The organism is Candidatus Enterococcus leclercqii, from assembly GCF_009933135.1.
Lineage (GTDB): Bacteria > Bacillota > Bacilli > Lactobacillales > Enterococcaceae > Enterococcus_C > Enterococcus_C leclercqii.
Window position 1 is genome coordinate 20075 of record NZ_MAEH01000009.1, and the last position, 23183, is coordinate 43257.

A 23183-nucleotide genomic window follows, 5' to 3' on the forward strand; every position below is an offset into this window, starting at 1 on the left:
GTAAAATCGCTGCAAAAAGACGGCTTGCCCTCGCCAGCTGTCAGACTTGCCACCAACAAGCACACAAGGGGTGCAAGTTACCCTCAGCCGTATAAAATCATCTGACAAGCCACCAAGATACTCAAAATAGCCGGCAGCAGCTCTGCTTCAAAACAAAAAAGCGTATATACCGGCTCCCAGCTTCCAGATTGAACAACGAAGCTCGCCACCTGTTTTCTGTCCTCTTTTACAGTAAACTCCGCAGCGTCTTGATCACAAGTAACATTCAAGCGCCGCTGCAACCAGCTGACTTCCAAATGAAAAGTGAGACTCTCAGGAATCTGGCGGATGTCCCCTGCCAGTTGTCCCGCGCTGAATAAACGAAAGCGGCTGAAAGGGCCACTAGCTTGCTGCTTCAGATAAGTAGCGGGCTGTCCAGCCAACCTTGAGTCCAAGTATGTGATTCGGCTGGTATTGGGCAGGCGACCAAAGATTCGCAGCACGCGATTTAAAACCAACGCCGCCGGTTTTCTTTTGAAAATAGCGACTATTTCACCGTTATTATCACTAATTTGGCAGCTCGTACCCCCGCCTCTGAACTTTGCAACATAAGTCTCCACAGCACACCTCCCACAACATTTCCGTCAAAAATCCTCTTAAAACCAGTATAGCAGATTTGCTTTGGCAGCTAAGAAGTAGCGCCTGTAGAAAAAGTGGCGTTAGACGAAAAGCATTTTTAAATGGTAACTAGTGAAGGTTTCATCGTATAAACAAGACAGTCTATGTTAGAAAACAGTTGCAACATTCTCTGTGTCAAAATCCGTTCACCATAATATAAGGAAAGTCTGCGTTTGAAATTTTTAACAATGAAAAGCCAAGTCCCCTCCATTAAGAAACAGTGGAAAGGACTTGGCTTTTGGGTGCTCACGTTTGGTATTGTTGTTCGCTTCACAAGACGGTGACTCAAGGATTGTCACGGCCCCTACCATTTTATCAATGGAAGAAGTGGCTTTCTTTTGAAATTCCATCCAGCTTACTGGTCATTTTTTCTAACTTCGGATAAATCAACACGCCAATTACGCCAAAGCCTACGAAAAGCAGCGCCATGATCCAAATATTCGTGATCGCATTTGGCCAGTAGATTCCACCGGCGGCTTCCCGCAATAAATCCACAGCATGAGTGAAAGGCAGTAGCGGGTTGATCATTTGAAAGAACTTGCCCGAGACCTGAATCGGATAGTTCCCACCCCCGCCGGATATTGATAGCACCAGAATGATGATGGCAATCCCTTTACCGATATTGCCAAAGAGAGCCGAAAGCACATAGACGATCATCATAAAGGCCAAGCCTACCAACAGAGTAAAGAACACCGCATAAACCGGCTCTTTCACATCCACTTTCAGTAAGAAGATATTCCCTAATGCAACCACCAGTGCTTGGAAGACACCTTCAGTCAAGAAGGTCAGCATCCGTGCAACAAAAGTTTCTCGCTTGCTGAATTTTTTCTTGTCTTCGTCTTCCAAGTGATAGGACGTAGTCGCAACACTAGAAAGCAACAGCGCACCTACCCACAAACACAACGCTGTATAAAAAGGCGTGCTGGCAGAGCCGTTATTTGCGATAGGATACATTTGGTTAGTAACTAATTCTACCGGTGAAGTCAAAAAGTCGCTTTCCGCATTGGCGTCAGATTTCAGCAGCTTGATGATTTCCCCGAGATCGACGTTTTCCTCACCTTTACGGATGGCTTCAGCCGCTTTGTGCAGTCCTGCTTTTAATGTTGGCCAATTGTTTTCAATCAAATTGGTGGCCATCTTTAATGCCGATTCCACTTCCGGCAGTTTTTCATCCACCATCGTCATGGTACTCTTGATTTCTTTTTCGATGGTTGGCCAGTCATTTTGCACAAAATCCGCAGCTAAGGCGAGCTTTTCCTTCAGTTGTGGCAGTTCATTGTTGTACAAGTCTGCCCCTTCATTGATGCCGGCGACAATTTCATTCATGTGGCCATTCAACAATTCGTTAGCATCATGAACTTCCTGCTTGATTGCCGGTAGTTCCTTCTGATATTTCTCCAGCAATGTGACTGCATTAGCCACCGTTTTGGAAGTTCCCGCCAACAAACTGTCAAAGTCAATCTGTTGGGCTTTGCCGATTGCATTCTGGGCATCTGTCATCACTGCAATTACTTTACTCAGTCCTGACTCAAGTTCTGTCTCAATCTGGTCGACATCAATTGTTCCTAAAATGCCGTTCAATTTATTGGCGACGTCTTGAACAGCTGCCAGTGCTTGTTGAACATCTGCGACAGAACCGGTCTTGACGGCCGTATTCAAATTATCAACACGTTCTTTCAGTCCACTGATCAATGGTTTGGCATTTTCCAGCTTGTTGTTGATATCTTGCAACAAACTACTGTTGGCATAGTTGGGCAAGGCTTGAATAAATTGCTGCAGCGCATTGATGTTGCTCAACCGCTGACTCAAGCGATCCGACATTCCCTGCAGCACATTAGACAAAGCTGTCTTTTCTTCAGGAGTCAGCTGGCCGTCAGTGACAGCTTCGTTAATCTTGCCTGCCAGATCACTGACTTCAGTGTTAATCAACACCAGATCACTCAAAATGCTGCTGGCGTTTTGGGCAACGGTCGGCAAGGTGTCCTCCAATTTGCCCGCCGCATTTTTTAGCTGACCGGCAAAGTCATCGGCATTGGCTGCCATTGACTTCACATCCGGTAGAATTTCTTGAACCTGCTTGAGGATTTCTAAACCTTGTTTGGCTTCGGTAATCCCATTGTTCATGGTTTCTTCAATCGTATCGAAATCCGCATCAACTTGCGCCAACTGCTTGCCGGCATTTTGAATCTCAGGAATCTTTTCCTGCAATGTCAAAATCACGGCGGCTTGTTTTTCCAACTCCGGCATTCGGTCATTGAGTGCCACTAATTTTTTACCCATTTCATCTACTTGAGGCAAGTAATCACTGAAGGACTCGGCTTTAGCAATCTTTTCCTTGATCTCCGGCATTTTGCCGTTGAGTTCCACGATTTGTTGGGCATATTTTTCGATAGTATCGGCATTTTCATCTGTCTCTAAGATCAGCGTCTTGACCTTGTTGATACTCACCAGATTGGCATCAATGTCATAGCCCACCTCGTTCATGACTTTTAAAACTGTATCACTAGCTGTCTTGATGAAATTCTGCGAAATCTGCTCTTGCAGACTGCTCGCCCCTTTGTCAGTGATTTTAGGAGCAATAGCATTGATTTTTTCATTGATGTAATATTCGATTTTCGGTTTTTTAATCGTGCCAGAAGCAAAGCTCAGCAGATTTTCTGAAAAATCCTTTGGTAAGTAGATTCCTGCGTAATATTTTCCCGATTTGACGCCTTCTGTTACTTCCTTTTTTGAATCCACAAAGCGCCATCCCAGCTGCTTGTTGTCATGGAGTGTGTCTAGGACCTGGTCGCCAATCTCTACCTTTGTATCCTGGAACTTAGCCCCGGCATCATCAGAATAAATGGCAATCGGCAACTCTCCAGTATTCCCGTATGGATCCCACAACGCCTTGATATTAAACCAAGCGTAAAGTGACGGCAAAATCATCAGCGCCACAATCAGAAAAGCCGCCATTGGGCTCTTAAAGATCCGCTTCCAGTCCAATTTGTATAAGTGAAAAACATTTTTAATATGCTGCATCCTGATCATCCTTTAAGTGATATGTCGTTGCGAGTCTCCTCTGTAAACAGTTCCCGCAAATTTCATCATCATTTTTTTCATTAAGAAACTTTAGCATGAAACACGTTTCCCGGCTACGGAAGAAACTGTGAAGGTTTGCGGTTTTAGACATTTATGACAATCTGTCACACTTGCAAGCGTTCTCTTTTCGCAGTCGTTTCTGACCAGTAACGAATTTCTTAATCTCTGCTTTAAATTTATCATGAAAAATCTTCAAAAGATAATGATAAGACTGCCTAAATTGATCAAAGTACTTTCAATCACAGGCAGGCAGATTCAGGTGTTTTTCCTAAAAACCAGCCGGCTTCTTTCACTGCCACTTTCTACGAGATTGGCAGCATTTCTGTTGAAGATTGCCAGGATATCTCGCAACGCCTAATCTTCCTTACCTTCAGCATCTTTTTGCAAATAATCCAACAGCACCTTCAAACTCGTGCCTGTTAGTAAAATATTCAAGTCAGCTTTTTCTGCAGCTGTATAGTGACTGTCGACTGACTGATCCGGCACTAAGACGACTGGGAGTCCGGCTTTGGTAGCGGCAGTGGCACCCGCGATGGAATCTTCTGCTGCGATAGCTTCCTCAGCTCGCAGCCCCGCTTTTGCCAACGAAGTCAAATAGATTTCCGGATCTGGCTTCATCCGTGTCACCTGATCCCCAAAGGTCACGTAATCAAAAAAATCAGCTATCCCCAATGCTTGTAAAAAGGCTTCCCCTCGTTTTCTAAATGTGGACGTCGCCAACGCCAAAATCAATCCCTGTTGGCGGGCAGCTGTCAGAACTTCTTTCCCATAAGGCTTTAGCTGAACCTTGTCTGCTGCTAGTTGTTGGCTGATAAAAATTTCTCGTTCTTTGCGTAGCTGTTCCACCACTTGGGCTGATCCCATCAGCGCAATCAATTTTTCGGTTGTCACCTGTAAGCTTTGACCGCTCCAACCTGCCAAGTCTGCCGCAGTTAGCGGTATATTATGAGCGGCAGCCACTTTTAGCCAGCCGGCTTTATAAAGCGCCTCACTATCCACTAACAAGCCATCCATATCAAATACAATCATTTTCAACATTTAGTCTTATCCTTTCTCTTACAGTTTTGCTCCAACATCTCTTGGTAAAAAATGAAGACCCGCTCTGAAAAATGCCATCCGCCATTCACCCTTAGCAATCGTCGTGTTGTCAATTCGTCAGCACTGCAAAAAATGCGGTGTGCCTTTCAGCTCACCGCATCGCTTGGTATTAACTCAGTTCTTTGGCCTGCAGAAACTGTTGAATCAAGTTTTGCATACTGTCCGTCAACTTTTCCGGTGCATCCTGATACTCCAAGTTTGTCACCGGATGATTGTAATTATCAAACAGGCTGATTGGAACTAACATCCCGTCGTCTTCTCGCAGTTTCAAGCGGGGATGATAAATATTTTCCCCACAAACGCCGCCATGGATCAAAGCCAACTCGTATTGTTGGTCTGCTAAGTGCCGCAATCGATAATAGTAGCCGTCGATATATTCTCGCTGGTCGGAAAAATTGTCCTTAATCAACTGCCATTGGTCATTGGTCATGATATTGCCTCTTTTCTGTCGCTACCCATTTATTCGCAAACAACTCACATATCGAAAAAGCCTTCTGTCGGCTGGTCTTCTTCCATGACAAAGGTCGCAAAATTCGCAGCTTTTTTTCGTTGTGGATAGATTTCGCGACCACTTTTCAATCGGTTAATATCCAAGTCATGAATATAGTCGTCAGAAATTTGCTTTTGCTTACGAATGACCCGTTGGTGCAGTAAATTCCAGTCTCCTTCTGACATGAAATTATCCACCAACAATAGATTTTCATCTTGATAATCGGGTATCGGATTATTTGCCACCACTATATCATAATCATGAAAACATTCCAATTCTGTCGGGGTGATAAATAAGACCGAGCTCTTGAAAATATCCACGACAACTTTATCCAGCATCTGGCCTTTGATGATTTCTCTAAGCATGTGACTGTGCTTGAGGCCACGGTCACTGATGATTAATACAGTGACTTGTCGTCTGAGACTTTCCAATTGTTGCGGTAGACTGGACCAATCCTTCAACAATAGACATAAAATATCATCTTCTCTGATTTGGGCCCATGGAAAATTGCAATCGTTCTCGATTTCTTTAAGATTGACTTCCACCAGTTTACTGAAAATCGGATACAATCGGCGAATATTACGAGCCGAGGATTCGCTTTCATTTCGTAAGACCACGCGATCGTAGGGATAAATCGCATAAGACAGATACCAGTGCATCATCCGCTGACTGATCTTTTTGCGATCTTCTTCTGGCAAACGATAGTTGACACCACTGACCAACTTATCCAAAAATTTATCGACAGCCGTTTGAATCCTGACTTCTTGCTGTGGGTTGTCCCAATTATAAAACTCATAAAACACCCCGCGACTAATCTCCCGATACCAGCTATCCGTCAGTCCGTATTCCGTTTTCTTCAATAATGAAGTCATGTATGCTTCAGACATCTGAATCACTTGATCAATGACATCATCAGGCTCGTCATAGATTTTGCGATCCAAAATAAAGCCCTGGTTGGCCCGGATACAAGTAATCATCAATAGACAGGCATGCTGAATCAACTCTCGGTCATCTTGCACTACATCAAAGTCTGTCGAGCTGCGCATCACATAGCAGTACAAGTCCTTTTCTGAAATGGTAAACGGCCAAAGACTCCCGCCATACGCTTCTTCAAAATAGCTTTGATAAAACAATCGCACCCAGCGTTCATCTTCTGCTGTTACACAAAAGGGCTTGCGCTCCAATTTCAATCCGTAAGTCTTCAAAGAGCGGGTGATTTGACGGACCATTCGATAAAAAGAGGTTTCACTGATAAACAATTCATTGATCCAATAGTCAGCGTCTTTGTCCGGCTCAAAAAAGATGCGCTCCAGAAACTGAAACTCACTCGATTCCTGTAACACGATTTGATAGACATTTTTAATCTTATTGGTCAAGCCAGCTCGTACCGACAACCCGCGTCGCTTGGAAAAATCAAGCTGCAGGTACTCTTCCCATTCGTCATTGATCGTCTCAACATCTTTCATCAGGGTTTTATCCGTACAGTTCAGCAATTGCACCAGTTGTTCCACTGGGACCCAAGTGTTCAACCGTGCCAATGCCTCAATCAGCGTCAGACGTCGTAAAACAGTTTTACTCAGCAAATGCCGCATATTCTCACCGCCTTTTAATATCACTAATATGATTTTAACACAATTACGAGAAAACTCATCAGACTTGCACCATTTTTTTAGCAACTATTTTTTCAAATAGCAGGTGTTCTCAAATTAAAAATAGCGAATTGTGAAAACTTCGTCAAGGGTATTTTTTACTTGATTTAATACCAGCCAAAAGGACGTCTCGCAAGAAAAAGTCCGTTTTTTTAAGAATGATCCCTCGTAAAAAAGTCCAACCTGCCCTTGCGCCGCAGCGAATACCGTTTTTCAGCTCTTATTTTTTCTAAGAAAGTCAAAGCGCGCATGTTAGCGATCTTTATCCGGAAAAACATACTCGCAAAACCAAAAAGAGCCCGATCAGCAGATCGCCTCACAGACGATTCACAAAGATCGAACTCTTATCATTGTATGTAACTAGCTTTTTCAGCTGACTCCCACCGTTTCGGCCAGATCTACTACCCCAACACTAATCCGTAAGGCACGATCCACTTGACCCATCTTTTTGCTTTCCAAATGGCAGACCTTTTCTTTCAGGCGACTTTTGTCGATTGTCCGGATCTGTTCCAACAAGATCACGGAATCTCGGGAGATTCCGGTCTCAGAAGCTTTGATTCCCACATGGGTTGGCAATTTAGGCTTTGCCATCTTGGCTGTGATTGCTGCAATAATCACTGTGGGGGAAAAATGATTGCCGCGATCATTTTGAATCACCAAGACCGGCCGCACGCCGCCTTGTTCAGATCCGATCACCGGCGAAAGATCAGCGAAATAAATATCTCCGCGTTTCACCATAGTTTACCTCTTCCTAATCTGTATATTCTCTTGGAATGCGGCCACTCAACAAACAGGCCACTTCATAATGAATTGTCTCCTGTTGGTCTGCCACATCCTGCAATGTAATCTCTTGACTACCGTTTTTACCAATCAGCGTGACTGTAGTTCCTTCTGAAAATTCCTTGGGCAGCCGAATCATGATTTGATCCATGCAAACCCGGCCGACGATTTCACAAAATTGTCCTTCTACCAGAACTTTAAACCCTTGCATCTTGCGGATCCAACCATCCGCGTAACCGATAGGAACTGTACCGATCCATTCATCCGTTTCCGTGATATACGTTTCCCCATAACCGATCCCTTCACCAGCTGCCAAATGCTTGACCTGTACCAGACGAGAAACCAATTCCAAAGCGGGCCGCAACGGATAAGCTTCCGGCAAGGTATGCCCAGAAGGATTCAAACCATACATTGCCACACCAAAACGAATCATATTGCCTACCGGTTGGTCATGCCACAAAGCGGTGGCACTATTGGATACATGAACATACCGCGGTTGACAAGGTAGTTGTTGCAAGATTTTATTGAAACGGCGATTTTGTTCATCATAATACCCCGTGTCTACTTCATCAGCAGTCGCAAAATGAGTGAAGATCCCTTCAAAAACCATCTGGGGTTCCTCGTTGATTTCTGCTAATGCCGCCAAGACTGCTTCACTGCTGCGAAAGCCAATTCTACCCATACCGCTATCTACTTTAAGATGAACCAAAAGCGGTGTCGCTACTTGAACTTCTGACAGGTACGCCCGCGCCTTTTGCAACCACTGTTGGCTAGCTACCGGAAAGGCCAGCTGCAGCTCTGCTACTAAAGGCAGGTCCACCACATCCACCACACCTAAAATCAAGATTGGTTCAGTGAAGCCGGCTTCACGCAATTCGATTCCTTCGTCGACAGTCGCTACGCAAAACCCGTGAGCACCTCCTGTCAACGCTGCTTTTGCAGTTGCCACAGCCCCATGACCATAGCCATTCGCCTTAACCACTGCGAATAATTCCCGGCCTGCTGGCATACGATCGATTTCTTGTTTGATATTTTGTCGGATGGCATCATTATGTACGATGATCCGGGTCGGACGATGAAGCGATTCAACCACGGTCGTTCCTTCTTTCACTAAAATGCTGAGAGTAATGACTGACGATAACTGCTAAACAGCCATTGTCAACCGAAGCACGACGTTTAAGTATACCACGCCCGCTACAATCTCTCAATTTGAAAACAACTTATTCTTCCAGTAATACTTGTGCAAATGCAAGAGTATCTGTATGGGTAATACTGACGAAGGTCTTTCCCTTATGAGGCGAAAGACTGAAATAGGGTGCACCCAATTTATCTGTCAAAATTTCTAAGTCCTGAAAAGTGACTTTACCAATTCCAGTCCCCCATGCTTTGGAAAAAGCTTCTTTACAAGCATAGCGACCCGCTAAAAACTCTATCTGCCGTTTTAAAGGCAGATTTTCAAATAACGTTAATTCCTTTAAGGTCAGGACTCGCTGAGCAAACCGTGGTTTCTTGGCGATGATTTCTTTAACCCGTTCCAGATCAACTGCATCAATCCCGATTCCTCTGATCATGTTGGCTTTTTCCGCCCCTCTCCTTAAAGATAAATCCGTTGCTTGCTAATCTGAGGACTCAATAAAAAATATCGTCCTTTCAGATAACTGTATCCCTCTACCTTATCTGCAGTCAGCCACAGCCTCTGAGTTAGTCTTATTCTACCAAAAAACACTGCAAAAACCATAAAAAAACATCGACTACCTGAAAAATCACACTTTTTTTAAATAAAACCTTACTCCTTTTTTGAACATTTATTACAAGAATACTTCATCAATTGAAAAGCAGGGGATTCACTAATCTTGCTACTTCAGTAATCTACTTTAAAGAAACTCACTAGTAAATAACGAAGCTTTTATAGAATCAATCGTTACAACACTTGCCTAACAGTTTTGTCACGAGAAAGAAAACAACTCCGGTCTTAACTATTGGTTTGCCCAGTGATAGTTTAGCAAAAAAACAGCCGAGGCATACTGATTGTTTGAAACATTCTCTCTGCCAATTAAAAAAAGAGCCCATCGACGTTTCACCAATCTAAATCCCGGATAGCTGATTTGTTTAAATAAAAACGAGCAGCAAACCGAAGTCTGCTGCTCGTAGCTAAAACTATTAGTCGTTGTTTGTACGAATCACAAATCCGCGTTTTTTACCGCCGGAGTTGTGGTCATTGTCACGACGGTCGTTTTTTCGACGGTCGCCGCTGTAGTTTTTATCCTTGTTGTAGCTGCCTTTGCTCTTGCCGCCACGGTAACTGCCACCGTCTTTACGATTGCGGTTATTGCCGCCACCGTTGCCCCGACGATTGTTCTTATTGTAGCCGCCACCTTTTTTACCGGATGGCAACGGACGTTCTGGCGTGATTTTAACTGGTACTTGATCAGCCGGATCTTTTGCCATCGTCTTCAGCAATAAAGCAACCAGCGTTTCTGGTTCGTAGCCTTCCAAAAGTTGTTCCGCTGTTTGGGCATATTTTTCCAAACCGTTTTCCTGCAAACCAGCTTCGATCTGCTCTACTGCCGCACCTAAAGCACCTTTGAAGGCTTCTTTTTCGGTTGGCGGACGCAATGCTGTCATGCGTTTTTTGGTAAGGTTTTCGATGACGTGCAGGTAACTCATCTCATTTGGTGTAACAAAGGTTACCGACATGCCGCCTTTGCCCGCCCGACCCGTACGGCCGATACGGTGAACATAGCTTTCAGGATCTTGTGGGATATCATAGTTGTAAACGTGAGTCACACCGGAAATATCCAAGCCCCGCGCCGCAACGTCAGTGGCTACCAAGATGTCCAAGCGACCTTCTTTAAAGGATTTCAACACGCTCATCCGTTTTTGCTGTGACAAGTCGCCATGAATCCCTTCTGCTTTGTAGCCTCGCAATTCCAGGCCTCGTGACAATTCATCAACACGGCGTTTGGTCCGACCAAAGACGATAGCCAATTCCGGTGTTTGGACATCCAACAGGCGGGTCATGATATCGAACTTTTCGAAATCTTTCGCACGTACATAGTATTGATCGATCAAATCTGCTGTCATTTCTTTCGCTTTGATCTGTACATGTTCTGGATTTTTCATAAATTTGACGCCGATATTTTTAATCGCTGGTGGCATCGTTGCTGAAAACAATAATGTTTGGCGAGTATCAGGGACTTGGGCAATAATGGTTTCAATGTCTTCCAAAAAGCCCATGTTCAGCATTTCGTCGGCTTCGTCCAAGACCAATGTCCCAACGGTACCGAGTTTCAAGGTGTGGCGGTTGATATGGTCCAACATCCGGCCAGGAGTCCCAACTACAATGTGGGGACGATCTTTCAAGCCACGGATTTGGCGGCCAATGTCAGCTCCACCATAAACAGCTTGAACTTTGATTCGTTTGTCACGACCCAAACGGTACAATTCTTCTTGTGTTTGGATTGCCAATTCACGAGTTGGTGCAATAACCAGCCCTTGCAATTCATGACGGCTGGTGTCGATTTTTTCCAACATTGGCAGTCCGAAAGCAGCTGTTTTACCAGTACCGGTTTGTGCTTGGCCAATCACATCGCGGCCTTCCAGTGCCAACGGGATTGTTTCTGCTTGGATTGGTGTTGCTTCTTCAAAGCCTGAGCGTTCCACTGCTTTTAACAGTTCTGGTGATAAGTTTAGTTCGTTGAATTTCAAAAAGTATCCTCCTATTCGTCGTTTCTTCGCCGAGTTTCCCGGCACGACGTTCTTGTTGATTGAAGCGTTGGTTTGGCTTTGAGATCGTGCCGGTAACAACAGGCTGACCTCAGATGCACGTTTTCTCCCACAGTCAAAAAGAAATGGTCCCTGTCATTTCTCTTTTCTGCTTTGTCGCCGAAAACCGCTTCACGAAGGCATTTAGAAAAAGTTCAACCAAAGGACAGCAAAGCCCTTTGGTCGCTTTTTATCCGCAAAAAGACTGGGCTTCAAGTCAGTCTTGCACTTGTCTCCCAGTCTCTACGTAAAAGGCTCAACAGGTAAAATTTCCTGGGGCCAGACTACAAGTCAATTTCGTGGATGAGATTTCTTCCAACTGGTTCTTCTTTTCGGCATTTGAGTATTGTACCACAGAATGAAATTTTCAGCAAGTTTTCAATTCTAAATTGAAACTCACCAATTTTCTACTTTTCTCCTCAGTGTAAAAAGGCAATTTCAATTGTCAAAAATCTAATAAAGCCGCCATTTGTTCTCGTCCCACTACTTCTACCAGCAGTGGAATTCGGGGTCCGCCGTCTTGTCCAATCGTCAATTGATAGATTCCTTTGAAAAGTTCCCGCTGTTCCTGCCGTTTTTCTGCTTTAGCGACCGCCGGAGTCAAATCATAAACGGCCTGCATCAATTCCTGATCTTTTAACTGCGGCTGCTCCAACAGTAATTTTCGTAAACGCGCCACCTGTTCTTTGACCACCGGTGCCAATTGTCCATAAGCAGTTGCATCCGGCGTCTCTCGGACTTTCAACAATCGGCTTTGGGCATCATTTTCGATCCAGTAAGCGGCCCGAGGTAAGATATGCTGCAAAGCCTCATCTGAATACTCCTGCTCTTTTCGCAACAGTTTTGCTGTCAGCTCTTGATCATTGCCGGTAAGTGAAAGAATGCTGACCACATGACCAAATGCCGGATAGCATTCCTGCAAATCGGCACCAGTCAGCTTCACCATCTGAAGAATCGTTTCATCGGTTTCGGTTTTTTCTTTTATACCACTTACCTTCCGTTCAAACTCAGCATAATTTCTTAACACATCTTCATCCAGTCCCAGATCAAACTGAGCTTTTGGCAGGTATTTGGCATATAAATAGAAGACTAATTCCGGCGTGTAGATCTGCAAAAGTTCAGATAGCGTGATGATATTGCCGGCAGAAGAGGACATCTTTTTTGTTTGCCCTTTGATATTTACAAAATCATAGGGCTCATAAAGCGGCGGCTGCCCACCAAAAATTTCTCGTACAACAGCCGAAGCCACATCAAAACTACCATTTTTGGAAGAATGGTCTTTGCCTCCAGGTTCAAAGGCAACTTGTTCATACTGCCAACGCATCGGCCAATCTATTTTCCAATGCAATTTGACTTTTTGACCGGCACCAATCTGTTGTTGTCCCTGATGTCCAAATTTGCAAGTATAGCTAAGGGTCCCGGTCGTTTCGTCGTAATCCGTGATACTGGTACTGTCATGGCCGCAAGTATCGCAGTATAAAGAGATAGGATAATAGTTTTCCCGCTCTTTTTCATCCGCCGCTTCGGTACGAAAACGGGCTAGGATGTCATAAATTTCATGGCGGTGAGACAGTGCTTTTTTCAGCTGCTGATCGTAAGCCCCACTTTCATATTGGTGCGTTTCATAAATATATTCCGGTTTTATTCCCAACTTAGCCAAATCTTCAATGAACAATCCCTCAAAATAGGCACCATAAGATACCCCAGCTTCAGCTTTTTCAGGTCCCGGCACTTTGGTATAGGGCAGTCCGATTTCATGCTCTGACACACCGGCTACATTTGCGGGAATCTTGCGTAAACGATCATAATCGTCCCATGACAAAATAAATCGTGCATCCCCTCCTAGATCCGTTAATGCTTTGGTGACAAAATACGTGGTGGCAATCTCGCGAAAATTTCCCACATGAACATAACCGGACGGACTAACTCCTGACGCACAGGTAATGACTTGCTCGGGATGTTTTTCCATCAATTTTGTGGCTGCTTCATAGGCCCAATGCATAATTTCGTACCTCCGTTCACTGTTTTCTTCTATAGTAAAGGAATTTAGACGAGGTGGGAAATGATACGGCAGATCAGACATGATTGGAAAATGACACATCTGTCACACAGCAGTCATTTTCCAAAGCACAAATTACGTTATGATAAAACAAACAATAAAAGGAGTGGTCACGATGGCTATCCTGAAGGTAGAAAACCTCAGTAAACAATATGGAACAGGAGAAAATATGATAAATGCACTAACGGATGTTTCATTTACCATTGAAAAAGGTGAATTTGTAGCGATTATTGGTCCCTCGGGTTCTGGTAAATCTACATTGATGCATATTATCGGAGGAGTTGATACTCCCTCTTCCGGCAAAGTCTATGTAGGAGATACAGACGTCTATTCCCAAAATCTCGAGCAGTTAGCGATTTTTCGCCGAAGAGAAGTTGGGCTGATTTATCAATTTTTCAATCTAATACCAGTATTATCTGTAGTAGAAAATATTACACTGCCTGTCTTGCTCGACAGCCGGAAAGTGAATCAAAAACGACTTTCCCAGCTCCTTAGCATACTAGGTTTGGAAAGTAGACAGAGTCATCTCCCTAATCAACTTTCTGGCGGACAGCAACAGCGGGTTTCCATTGGTCGCGCTTTGATGAATGCCCCCGCTCTTTTATTGGCAGACGAACCTACTGGTAACCTCGATAGTATCAACTCTCAAGAAATCATGTCTCTTCTGCGACGTTCAAATAAAGAATACAACCAAACCATGTTGGTAATCACCCATGATGAAAATATCGCCTTACAGGCAGATCGAATTCTGCAAATCGAGGACGGTCGCCTCATAAGAGATGAGGTACTGCGCCCATGAACATTTTGAACAGGGTATCTTTTGCCTATCTGAAGAAAAATAAAACCCGTACGTTGGTAACCATTATCGGAGTTGTTTTGTCTGTTGCACTCGTTACTTTGGTTACTACGTTAGCGGCATCTTTTCACCAACTACTGTTAAACGATGCAATTGCAGCTGACGGAGACTACACACTGGTTTATCAGTTCAAAACCAGAACAGAGGAAAAAAAAGAGCAAGAGATCCGCAATGACAAACAAGTGGCCGAGTCCTATCTCACAGATATATTTGCCTTGACTACACTACCTAAGCAGTATATGGATAACTCGGATGTTCCTTCATTCGGTCAACTTATCGGAGTAGAATCTTTAGGGTTCAAAAAACTGCCCTTCGGAAAATTGGAGGGCAACTTACCTGTGAATGACCATGAATTATTAGTTTCCACCGATTTCATAGAACAAACCGGCAAAAAGTTGAAAATTGGCAGCCAACTAAGCCTGCCTCTTGTTACTAATTTCGAAACATACCATTCTGACTCTTCCATAGAAGAATATTTGGCTAAATTCAAACCAACTCTTGAAGCCAATTATCGTATCTCAGGAATTTATCAGCCGTCACAAGACACAGAGACTTGGGGCCGTGTTTACAAATTTTATACCACTGCGGAACCCCTCAAATATAGCCATCCCAGTTCTCTATATCTACGCTTAAAAGATCCCGGTCAATGGCAGGAATTCAAAAAACAGCATTCTGGAAAAGAGCTGGAGGATGTCGTTGTTCAATTAAACTCAACTGTCTCGCAACTACAAGGAAACGGTGCTGAAACTCAGAACAATTATACTAATTTGATGCTGACAGGTACTGCAGCAGTTTTCATCCTATTGATTTCGCTGGGTTCTGTCTTATTGATTCACAATGCTTTTTCCATGTCGATTAATGAACGTCTGCAGCAATTCGGTATCTTGTCTTCAGTAGGAGCTACAAAAAAACAACTGCGCTATTCAGTTTTATTTGAAGGCTTAGTGATAGGGGGAATTGCAATCCACCTTGGTCTCATTAGCGGTTTGTCGCTAGTCTACATTGGTCGTTCCGGCTTTTTGATTCTCTTGAGACAAATGAATGAACCAGAATTATTAGCGGTCGTAAGCAAGCTGCCGATTGTTACTAGTTGGCAAGTGCTGATAGTGGCGGCAATTGTAGGCTTTATTACCATTTTGTTATCGGCTTGGCTACCCGCAAGAAGGGCGTTACGCGCTTCAGCAATCACAGTTATTCGTCAGAATGATCAGATACACTTTGAGAGCAAGAAGATTAGAACAAGTTGGTTAACAACAAAGATTTTTGGCTTTTCAAGTGTATTAGCAATCAAAAATTTCAAACGCAATCGCAAAGCATACCGCTCCACTATCATCTCGCTCTTTGTTTCGATTGTTTTATTCATCGGTACCTCTTCACTGGTGATGTATGTCGAAAATAGTATTCAAACTGCTTCTCCTATTGAAGAATCCGATTTGAGTTTTACTGCTTTTCGTGGAGATTCCCAGAGTATTTTGGAAATTTTCAAAGAATTTGATCAGATTCCCCAGATCAAAAGCCAAGGTTGGCAAGCAAGTAGCTATGTCATGGCAGAATTTCCTGAAGGTTCGCTATCTGAAAGAAGTCTTCGCGAAAAAAATGATTCTACCGATGAAAAATCACAGAAGAATCCAATGCAAATGATAGCCATTTTAGGACTGGATGATACTACATTTAACTCATGGAGCCAGCAACTCGGCGTACCTACTACTGATTTTTACCAGAATGATTCTTTTGTCGGCATCGCAAACTCACATCTTTCATATTATGAGTCTGATCAAAAAAAGATTGTCAGCTATGACTTGTTGAAAAGTACAACTCCGCTAACATTGGCTTTGACAGGTTTCATTGATGAAAAGCGTACTGTTTTGAATACACACTTACAACTAAGTACCTACACTGAAAAAGAACCCGCGATGTTTCACACACCAAATAAAAATGAACTGTACGTCTATCTACCTTTTTCCCAATTTGAAAGATTAAAGGAGAGTATTCCTGAAGCCTTCCATTCTGGCAACGATACGACAATTTTCAACTATAAGATCCTGAGTGATGATTCGACCACAGTTGAACGTTCGATGCGTAGGATATTGCAAGCCTATCCTAGTATAGACGGAAATGTCGTCAACAATGTTCAAAGAGACCGAACAAATCGCAATATGCTGACTGCTACTAAAATTTTTGTTTACAGTTTTATTAGTATCATTGCACTAATTGCTGTCGCAAATGTTTTCAATACAATTGCTACAAACATCAATCTCAGAAAAAGAGAGCTTGCTATGCTGGAATCTGTCGGCATGGAACCACGAGCAATCTATAAAATGATGTGCTTTGAATGTCTCTTATATGGCACCAAAGCCTTGCTATGGGGTCTACCAGTCGCTATGGTTATAAATTTCATCATCTATAAATTTACGACTTCCGGAGTGGAGCAAGCCTTTCTGGTACCCTGGCAGGCAATTGCCATTAGCATTCTCCTCGTTTTCATCATCGTATTTGTCACTATGATTTATGCTGTACACAAGCTCCAAAAGAAAAACATCATCGCCGGTTTACGAAGCCAATAAAAATAATCCCTTTGCCAGATAAAACTCGTGGATAAGTTCTACGAGTTTTTCTGATGTCTTTTCAAAATATGTCCTACTCCCGCTGATTTTCACATAATTTAGCATATTACTCTCTTTGCTATCATTTGTGGTCTAACGTATAATGACCGTAATCATCCCGCTAGAAATGAGGACTGCTTATGACCAGAATCCTAATTATTGAAGACGAGAAAGCTATCGCTGAAAAGCTGCAGCTATTACTGTTACAGCATGGATTTGAATGTGAAACAGTCCATACTCGAAAAGATGCCCTAAATAGACTAAAGCCTTCTAGCATCTACCCAAACCTGCTGTTGATTGACCTCAATCTTCCGGATGGATCGGGATATGGAATCAGCTCCCAGGCAAAAGCATTGGATATCCCCTTCATTTTTTTAACAGCAATGGATGATGAAGCGAGTATCGTCACCGGCTTTGATCTAGGTGGCGATGACTATATTGTTAAACCTTTTCGCCCATTAGAACTCTTGTCCCGCATCAAAAATGTGTTGCGTCGTCGAGGAGAAGCACAAGCTACTTATATCATCGAGGATCTTAGCATTGACACAGTAAAAGGTCTGGTCACTCGCGATGGAAATGAGGTCTTCTTATCTGCACTGGAGTATCGACTGCTATTGGTATTTTTAAATCACGCAGGTCAAGTACTCACTAGAGAGCGTCTCTTTCAGGAAATTTGGGATGTTGCCGGGGATTTCGTCAATGACAATACATTAACAGTCTATATTAAGCGTCTCCGAGAGAAAATCGAAAAAGACCCACAACACCCTACAAAAATTAAAACAATACGCGGACTAGGTTATCGTCTGGAGGTCTAAATCATGCTCTTTTTGCGAAATCGACTTTTTCGTCAGAACCTGTTTTCAATGGGCTTAATCCTACTTACAGGAGGAATCTTGATTAGCCTTTTTTCTTTAGCTGGGGCTTTAGGATTTTTGTGTGGAGGCGTATTGATTGGTGGGTGTGCTGCCTTTTCTCAGTTTCAACAATACCACCAGATTACAGTTGTCACTGAAAAAGTCGACCGTATTCTTCATGGAGAAGAATCCTTAGTAGTGGCTCAAGAAGAAGGAGAATTGGCCATACTTACTAATCAAATTGAAAAAATGACCAATCGCTTACGTGAGCAATCCGCCTCTTTGGAAAAAGAAAAAAATCATCTGGCAAATTCATTGACAGACGTCGCACATCAAGTCCGAACACCATTGACAACCCTCTTTTTACTCACAGAACAGCTGCGAACTCCTGAATTAGCAGACGCTGAATACCGCCACATCATTCGAGAACAAGAACAGCTTTTAAAACGAGTTGACATTCTCGTTACTGAACTATTGAAAATCGCCAAGCTAGAGGCTGGTTCGGTCGTCTATCATCCGGTACAGTTAACAGCGGGACAGCTGATTCATCTAACAGTCGAAGCCTTTGCAATCCCACTGGAATTAGCAGATATTTCTCTGGCAATTCACGGTAACTTAGAAGATACCCTTTTAGTAGATCCCACTTGGACGGTGGAAGCGCTGAGTAACCTGTTAAAAAACGCTTTAGAGCATACCCCTGAAAAAGGACAGATAGCCATCACCTGTCAAAAAAATCCAATTTATTCAGAGATTACAATTACTGACAGCGGTCCTGGAATTTCCCAAGAAGATCTTCCTTTTCTGTTTGATCGATTTTATCAAGGAAAACGGCATCATGACGCTAGTTTCGGAATTGGTCTCGCACTTTCTAGAATGATCATCAGTCAACAAAATGGTAGTCTTACCGCTAAAAATGTCCAAAAAGGTGGCGCTTCTTTCACGGTCCGTTTTTATCAAACAGAGGCAGTAGCAATGACAAACAACCGCGTTTGAGAAAGGACTTAGAAGTTCACAAACGCCTGTATACTTTCCAAGTTAGTTTTTCAATTCCCCCTTATTAATCGCTATAAAAAAACCTTCCTTGATTTCCCGCTTTCACAAAAGCGGCGTTTCAAAGAAGGTTTTTTTCGATCAGTTGTTGAGCTGCTTGGCTGTTTTTCACCATGACGATGCGCTCTTGCAATCCTTGTTGTGCCAGCCACTCCAGCAATATCCGCCGATTTCTTGGATAATTGCGGGTCCATTTGAGGTAAGCCCATAACATCTTCCAAGTTGGCGCTTGTCCCAAAGTTTTCTTTTCCCGGCGCTGTTGATACCATCGCAAGAAGAGTCGTTTTAGACGGATAACTACCGGCGTTTCGAGGAAAATAATCAGGTCTGCCTGCTGAAAGCTCTCTCTCAAAATCTTTCGCGGTGTGCCTTCTGTGATCCAGTGGCGTTGTGTCAAAAATTCATTAAATAGCTGATCTCGTTCTTTTGGTGCCCGTTTGTGGTCCCCATCAGCTTCTCGTCTCCAAACAACCTCGTCTTTTTCACACAAAGGAATCTGATACTCTTCTGATAATTGCCGGGCTAGCGTCGTTTTGCCGCTGCCCACTGAACCACAAATATCAATTCGCATCTAGCCACCTCCCAAGGCTTTCTTTTCTACAGCTAAAAGGACTTGTCACACTTCAACAAGTCCCCACCTCACAACACAATAACAGTCGCAGCTTTCCGTGAATGAAGCTTCGACTGTTTTCAGCTCTTGAAAATTGTGATTCAAAACTGCTGACTACTCTTCTGTCAATGCCTCAACGACTTCGGACAGCCCCATGCCATTGCTTCCTTTCAAAAGAATACTGTCAGCAGGGCCTAACTCCGCTTTTATCATTTGAATCAAGGCGCTTTTATTGGGCTTGTCGAAATGATACACAGTCAAATCGGCATCTTTTTCAGTCAGCGCATTTAAAAGAGCTGTCATCTCAGTCCCGTATAAAAAGACAGTATCGTAGCTATCATCAATATGCGCTGCCATGGCGGCGTGCATTTGGCGAGAGTCCGGACCCAGTTCCAGCATATCAGCCAGCACAGCCAGCTTGCGGCCGTCGGAGGTCTGTAGTTTACCGAAAGTATCTAAAACCAATGCCATCGCGGTTGGGTTGGCATTGTAGACATCGCTCAAAACTTGGGCGCCGTTTTTAGCGGTCAGCCATTGCGTCCGATTTTTGGTCAGCTGAACTGTCGCCAATCCTTGGGCAATCTGGCTATCACTCAATCCAAAATGCTTGCCAAATCCATAGGCAATCAGAGCATTTTTAACATTATACGCACCGATCACTGGAATTTCGAAGGTCTTGCCAGCAACTTCAAACACTGTCCGTTCTTTACTTTCTGCAATCACGGTTGCTGAAATATCTCCTTGTTGAATACCAAATGTTGTCACCTGTTGAGACAATCCTGCCAGTAGCGGCAACAATAACGGCTCATCTGCTGGCACCAGCAGTAGTCCTTTTGTTGCTAGTCCCTGTACGATTTCCATTTTGGCCGCTGCGATTCCAGCCCGAGAGCCCAAGTTTTCGATATGAGCCTCTCCGATAATAGTGATGGCCGCTGCATCCGGCTGTCCCATTACCGACAATTCAGCGAGCTCACCGGCATGATCCATCCCCATCTCCAATACCAACAGCTGGCAATCATCCGGCATATGCAAAATTGTGTAGGGCATGCCAATATTGTTGTTGTAGTTGCCTTGGGTTTTATACGTAATGAATTGTTGTGACAAAACGGCTGCTGTCAAATCTTTAGTCGTGGTTTTGCCGTTGCTACCGGTGATGGCAACCGTCTTTGGCGCCAATTTTTTCTTGTAGTAAACTGCCAGCTGCTGCATTGCCGCAAGCGGATCTGCCACCGGAATCTTTGTGACACCTGCGGGCAGCTCTTGGCTATCGCGACTCCAAAAAGCTGCCACTGCCCCATTTTTAGCAGCGGCATCAATAAAATCATGGCCATCTCGCACCCCAGCCAAGGGAACGAACAAATCTCCTGCCTGTACTTTACGACTGTCAAATTCGACTTGATTGATGACTGTTTCATCAGTAATATGATCGGCACCAAACAGCGCTGCCACTTCTTTAATCGTTAATTTCATAAGTTTAACCTCTCAAACTTGCTGTCTTTTTCATTTTCGATTGTACCACAACCATGCCTGTCCGCCACTTCTCCTTGTGCCCATGTTGTTGATTGGAAGGCAAAAAATGCTATACTGGTGTCATTGAAGATACTTTCTGGAAAAACGATGGCGATTTTAAGGAGCGAGCTACTATGGAACGTCAGCAACAACTGATGGCACAATTGACAGATTTGACAAACGAGCTGGTCTGGATCAATCGTCCGGCTATGGAAAAGGAGCTGCAGGGCTATAAGCTCAATGAGATCGATCTGATTGAAAAAATTGCACTGATTCCTAATCCTAACGTTACCAAACTAGCAGCTGCCAGCTATATGACTCGTGGCGCCATCAGCAAGCTCACTAAAAAGATGATCGAAAAAGGGTTGATTGAAAATTATCAATCGCCGGAAAACAAGAAGGAAATTTACTTTCGCCTGACTGCAGCTGGGGATACCCTCAATCGCCGCCATCAAAAACTGCATGAAGAATTCGCCCAACGTGACGCTGCGGCCTTTGCAACTATGACAGATGAAGAGTTCGATACGGTTTTTCGTTTTATTGGCCGCTATCGGGAACATTTGAAACACATGTTGAAAGATTCGTGACACCTCACTTTGGCAGCCTCCATTTTTGGAGGTTTTTTTATATATTGTTTTTGTTGACAAAGAAACAAAATCGGCGTAGACTCCATTTCGTTAACCAGGAAACAAAAAAACGGAATTTTCTCCGGAGCTAACCAGCTGAACACTTGTCTTCCAGTTTTCAAATAATCTTCGCAAATAAAGGAGTCTTTTCATGAATAAAGCAACACTTAATCCTCACGCTGTAATCTTCGGCTTCATATCCGTTTTTCTAACGGGGCTGGGTCTGACCATCGTCACTCCAGTCTTGCCTTTTATGGTAGCCCCCTATGTTTCAACTTCTCACCAAGCTACTGTGGTTACTTTACTGGCCGCGGCATATGCAGCAGCGCTGTTTGTGGCCGCGCCAGTTTTAGGTGCCCTCAGCGACCGTTTCGGGCGCAAACCGGTACTGCTGCTTAGTTTAGTGGGAGCAGCTGTCGGTTATGTGATTTTCGGTATCGGCGGCTCCCTCTGGCTGCTTTTTATCGGCCGCGTCATTGATGGCTTGACTGGTGGCGAAATCGCTGCTCTTTTTGCCTATTTTGCTGATATCACACCTCCCCAGCAGCGAACCCGTTACTTTGGTTGGATCAGTGCCGTCGTTGGAATCGGTACTGCTTTAGGGCCGGTGATTGGTGGATTTTTGGCAGCATTTGGCAATAGCGTTCCTTTTTTTGTCGGTGCTGCCATCAGCCTATTAAACGCTGTCTATGGTTTCTTCTTTATGCCGGAGACGTTAGACCCCGCTAAGCGCTCTTTTGCAATCCGCCTAAGCCACTTGAATCCCTTTAGCCAATTACACGGTCTTTTTTTACTGCCGAATGTCAAAAGATTATTACTGGCGGGTTTTCTCCTTTGGCTTCCCAATGGTTTGCTACAAGCGATTTTCGCACAGCTTTCTCTGGATAGCTTTTCTTGGCAACCGGCAGTCATCGGTCTGATGTTTGCTATGATTGGAATCATGGACATTCTCGTTCAGACCTTCGTCATGCCATCTTTGCTCCGAGTGCTTAACGACAAACAGATTACTAGGCTCGGAATGCTGTCAGAGATCAGCGGCTATCTGTTGCTGCTGCTCTCTATTTCTGGTAAATCTCCACTGCTTTATATTGTCGGCATGATTTTGTTCAGTTTTGGCGATGCTGTTTTCGGTCCTGCTTACAACGGTCTTTTGTCCAAATCCGCAAACCAAGCGCAACAAGGGCAACTACTAGGCGGCGCACAAAGCATCCAAGCGCTGGCGCGAGTCGCTGGACCGCTTCTCGGTGGTCAACTCTATTTATTCAGTCATGCTACTCCAGCTTTGATGGGGATTTTGGGTATCGGAACTGCACTTTTCGTTTTGAAAACTGTGGTTCCACCGAGAGTCCCAACTAACTAACGCTATTTACAAAAAACGCATGAATTTAACGATTGCTCGTTCCTTCATGCGTTTGGTGGAATTGTGGTCACAATTATTTATTTTTGAACTCTTTTCTAACCCTCCCATAACTTACGGAGACGAGCTGTTGCGAAAA

18 protein-coding genes are annotated in these 23183 nt (G+C 43.9%); 6 read left to right on the top strand and 12 right to left on the bottom strand.

Translation table 11 applies throughout. From position 1 onward, the window contains the following. Positions 1–83: 83 nt before the first annotated feature. From BAU14_RS02385 to lysS, 10 genes are all read right to left on the bottom strand, one after another. Positions 84–599 (bottom strand): hypothetical protein, encoded by a 516-nt coding sequence (locus tag BAU14_RS02385; protein ID WP_161898484.1) that lies wholly within the window; start codon positions 597–599, stop codon positions 84–86. 373 nt (positions 600–972) lie between these two features. Continuing rightward, positions 973–3678, bottom strand: coding sequence for a YhgE/Pip domain-containing protein (locus BAU14_RS02390; protein WP_161898485.1), 2706 nt, complete (start codon positions 3676–3678; stop codon positions 973–975). Between the two features lie 414 nt (positions 3679–4092). Beyond that, positions 4093–4776, bottom strand: a complete 684-nt coding sequence (locus tag BAU14_RS02395; protein ID WP_161898486.1) for an HAD family hydrolase — start codon at positions 4774–4776, stop codon at positions 4093–4095. 169 nt (positions 4777–4945) lie between these two features. After that, positions 4946–5266: a hypothetical protein gene (locus BAU14_RS02400; protein WP_161898487.1), complete on the bottom strand. Its 321-nt coding sequence runs from the start codon at positions 5264–5266 to the stop codon at positions 4946–4948. A 44-nt stretch (positions 5267–5310) separates the two neighbouring features. Beyond that, entirely contained in the window at positions 5311–6918 is a 1608-nt protein-coding gene (locus BAU14_RS02405; RefSeq protein WP_161898488.1) for a helix-turn-helix domain-containing protein, read from the bottom strand. Positions 6919–7344: 426 nt separating this feature from the next. After that, entirely contained in the window at positions 7345–7713 is a 369-nt protein-coding gene (locus BAU14_RS02410; protein WP_161898489.1) for a type II toxin-antitoxin system PemK/MazF family toxin, read from the bottom strand. Between the two features lie 13 nt (positions 7714–7726). Beyond that, on the bottom strand, positions 7727–8848 hold the full coding sequence (gene alr / locus BAU14_RS02415; RefSeq protein WP_161898490.1) for an alanine racemase: 1122 nt from the start codon (positions 8846–8848) through the stop codon (positions 7727–7729). Between the two features lie 127 nt (positions 8849–8975). Further along, positions 8976–9326, bottom strand: a complete 351-nt coding sequence (gene acpS / locus BAU14_RS02420; RefSeq protein ID WP_161898491.1) for a holo-ACP synthase — start codon at positions 9324–9326, stop codon at positions 8976–8978. 589 nt (positions 9327–9915) lie between these two features. Continuing rightward, positions 9916–11463 carry a degradosome RNA helicase CshA gene (cshA, locus tag BAU14_RS02425; protein ID WP_161898492.1) on the bottom strand — a complete coding sequence of 516 codons (1548 nt, stop codon included), beginning with the start codon at positions 11461–11463 and terminating at the stop codon, positions 9916–9918. 502 nt (positions 11464–11965) lie between these two features. Beyond that, positions 11966–13522 (bottom strand): lysine--tRNA ligase, encoded by a 1557-nt coding sequence (lysS, locus tag BAU14_RS02430; RefSeq protein ID WP_161898493.1) that lies wholly within the window; start codon positions 13520–13522, stop codon positions 11966–11968. 172 nt (positions 13523–13694) lie between these two features. Between lysS and BAU14_RS02435 the strand changes: the two genes are divergently transcribed. The 4 genes from BAU14_RS02435 (at position 13695) to BAU14_RS02450 (ending at position 18885) form a co-directional block, all read left to right on the top strand. Continuing rightward, positions 13695–14378 (top strand): ABC transporter ATP-binding protein, encoded by a 684-nt coding sequence (locus tag BAU14_RS02435; RefSeq protein ID WP_161898494.1) that lies wholly within the window; start codon positions 13695–13697, stop codon positions 14376–14378. Beyond that, positions 14375–16999: an ABC transporter permease gene (locus BAU14_RS02440; RefSeq protein WP_161898495.1), complete on the top strand. Its 2625-nt coding sequence runs from the start codon at positions 14375–14377 to the stop codon at positions 16997–16999. The genes BAU14_RS02435 and BAU14_RS02440 overlap by 4 nt, the downstream gene beginning before the upstream one ends. Before the next feature lie 179 nt (positions 17000–17178). Then, positions 17179–17853: a response regulator transcription factor gene (locus BAU14_RS02445; RefSeq protein WP_161898496.1), complete on the top strand. Its 675-nt coding sequence runs from the start codon at positions 17179–17181 to the stop codon at positions 17851–17853. 3 nt (positions 17854–17856) lie between these two features. Then, positions 17857–18885, top strand: a complete 1029-nt coding sequence (locus BAU14_RS02450) for a sensor histidine kinase (RefSeq protein ID WP_161898497.1) — start codon at positions 17857–17859, stop codon at positions 18883–18885. Between the two features lie 118 nt (positions 18886–19003). Here BAU14_RS02450 and BAU14_RS02455 read toward each other — a convergent pair whose 3' ends face one another. Next, positions 19004–19513 (bottom strand): AAA family ATPase, encoded by a 510-nt coding sequence (locus BAU14_RS02455; protein ID WP_161898498.1) that lies wholly within the window; start codon positions 19511–19513, stop codon positions 19004–19006. Between the two features lie 153 nt (positions 19514–19666). Continuing rightward, positions 19667–21022: a UDP-N-acetylmuramoyl-tripeptide--D-alanyl-D-alanine ligase gene (locus BAU14_RS02460; RefSeq protein ID WP_161898499.1), complete on the bottom strand. Its 1356-nt coding sequence runs from the start codon at positions 21020–21022 to the stop codon at positions 19667–19669. Positions 21023–21195: 173 nt separating this feature from the next. Here BAU14_RS02460 and BAU14_RS02465 point away from each other — a divergent pair, with 173 nt between their 5' ends. After that, positions 21196–21648, top strand: a complete 453-nt coding sequence (locus BAU14_RS02465; RefSeq protein ID WP_161898500.1) for a MarR family transcriptional regulator — start codon at positions 21196–21198, stop codon at positions 21646–21648. 190 nt (positions 21649–21838) lie between these two features. After that, a complete protein-coding gene (locus tag BAU14_RS02470) occupies positions 21839–23047 on the top strand; it encodes an MFS transporter (RefSeq protein WP_161898501.1) in 1209 nt (402 codons plus the stop codon). Positions 23048–23183: the final 136 nt, after the last annotated feature.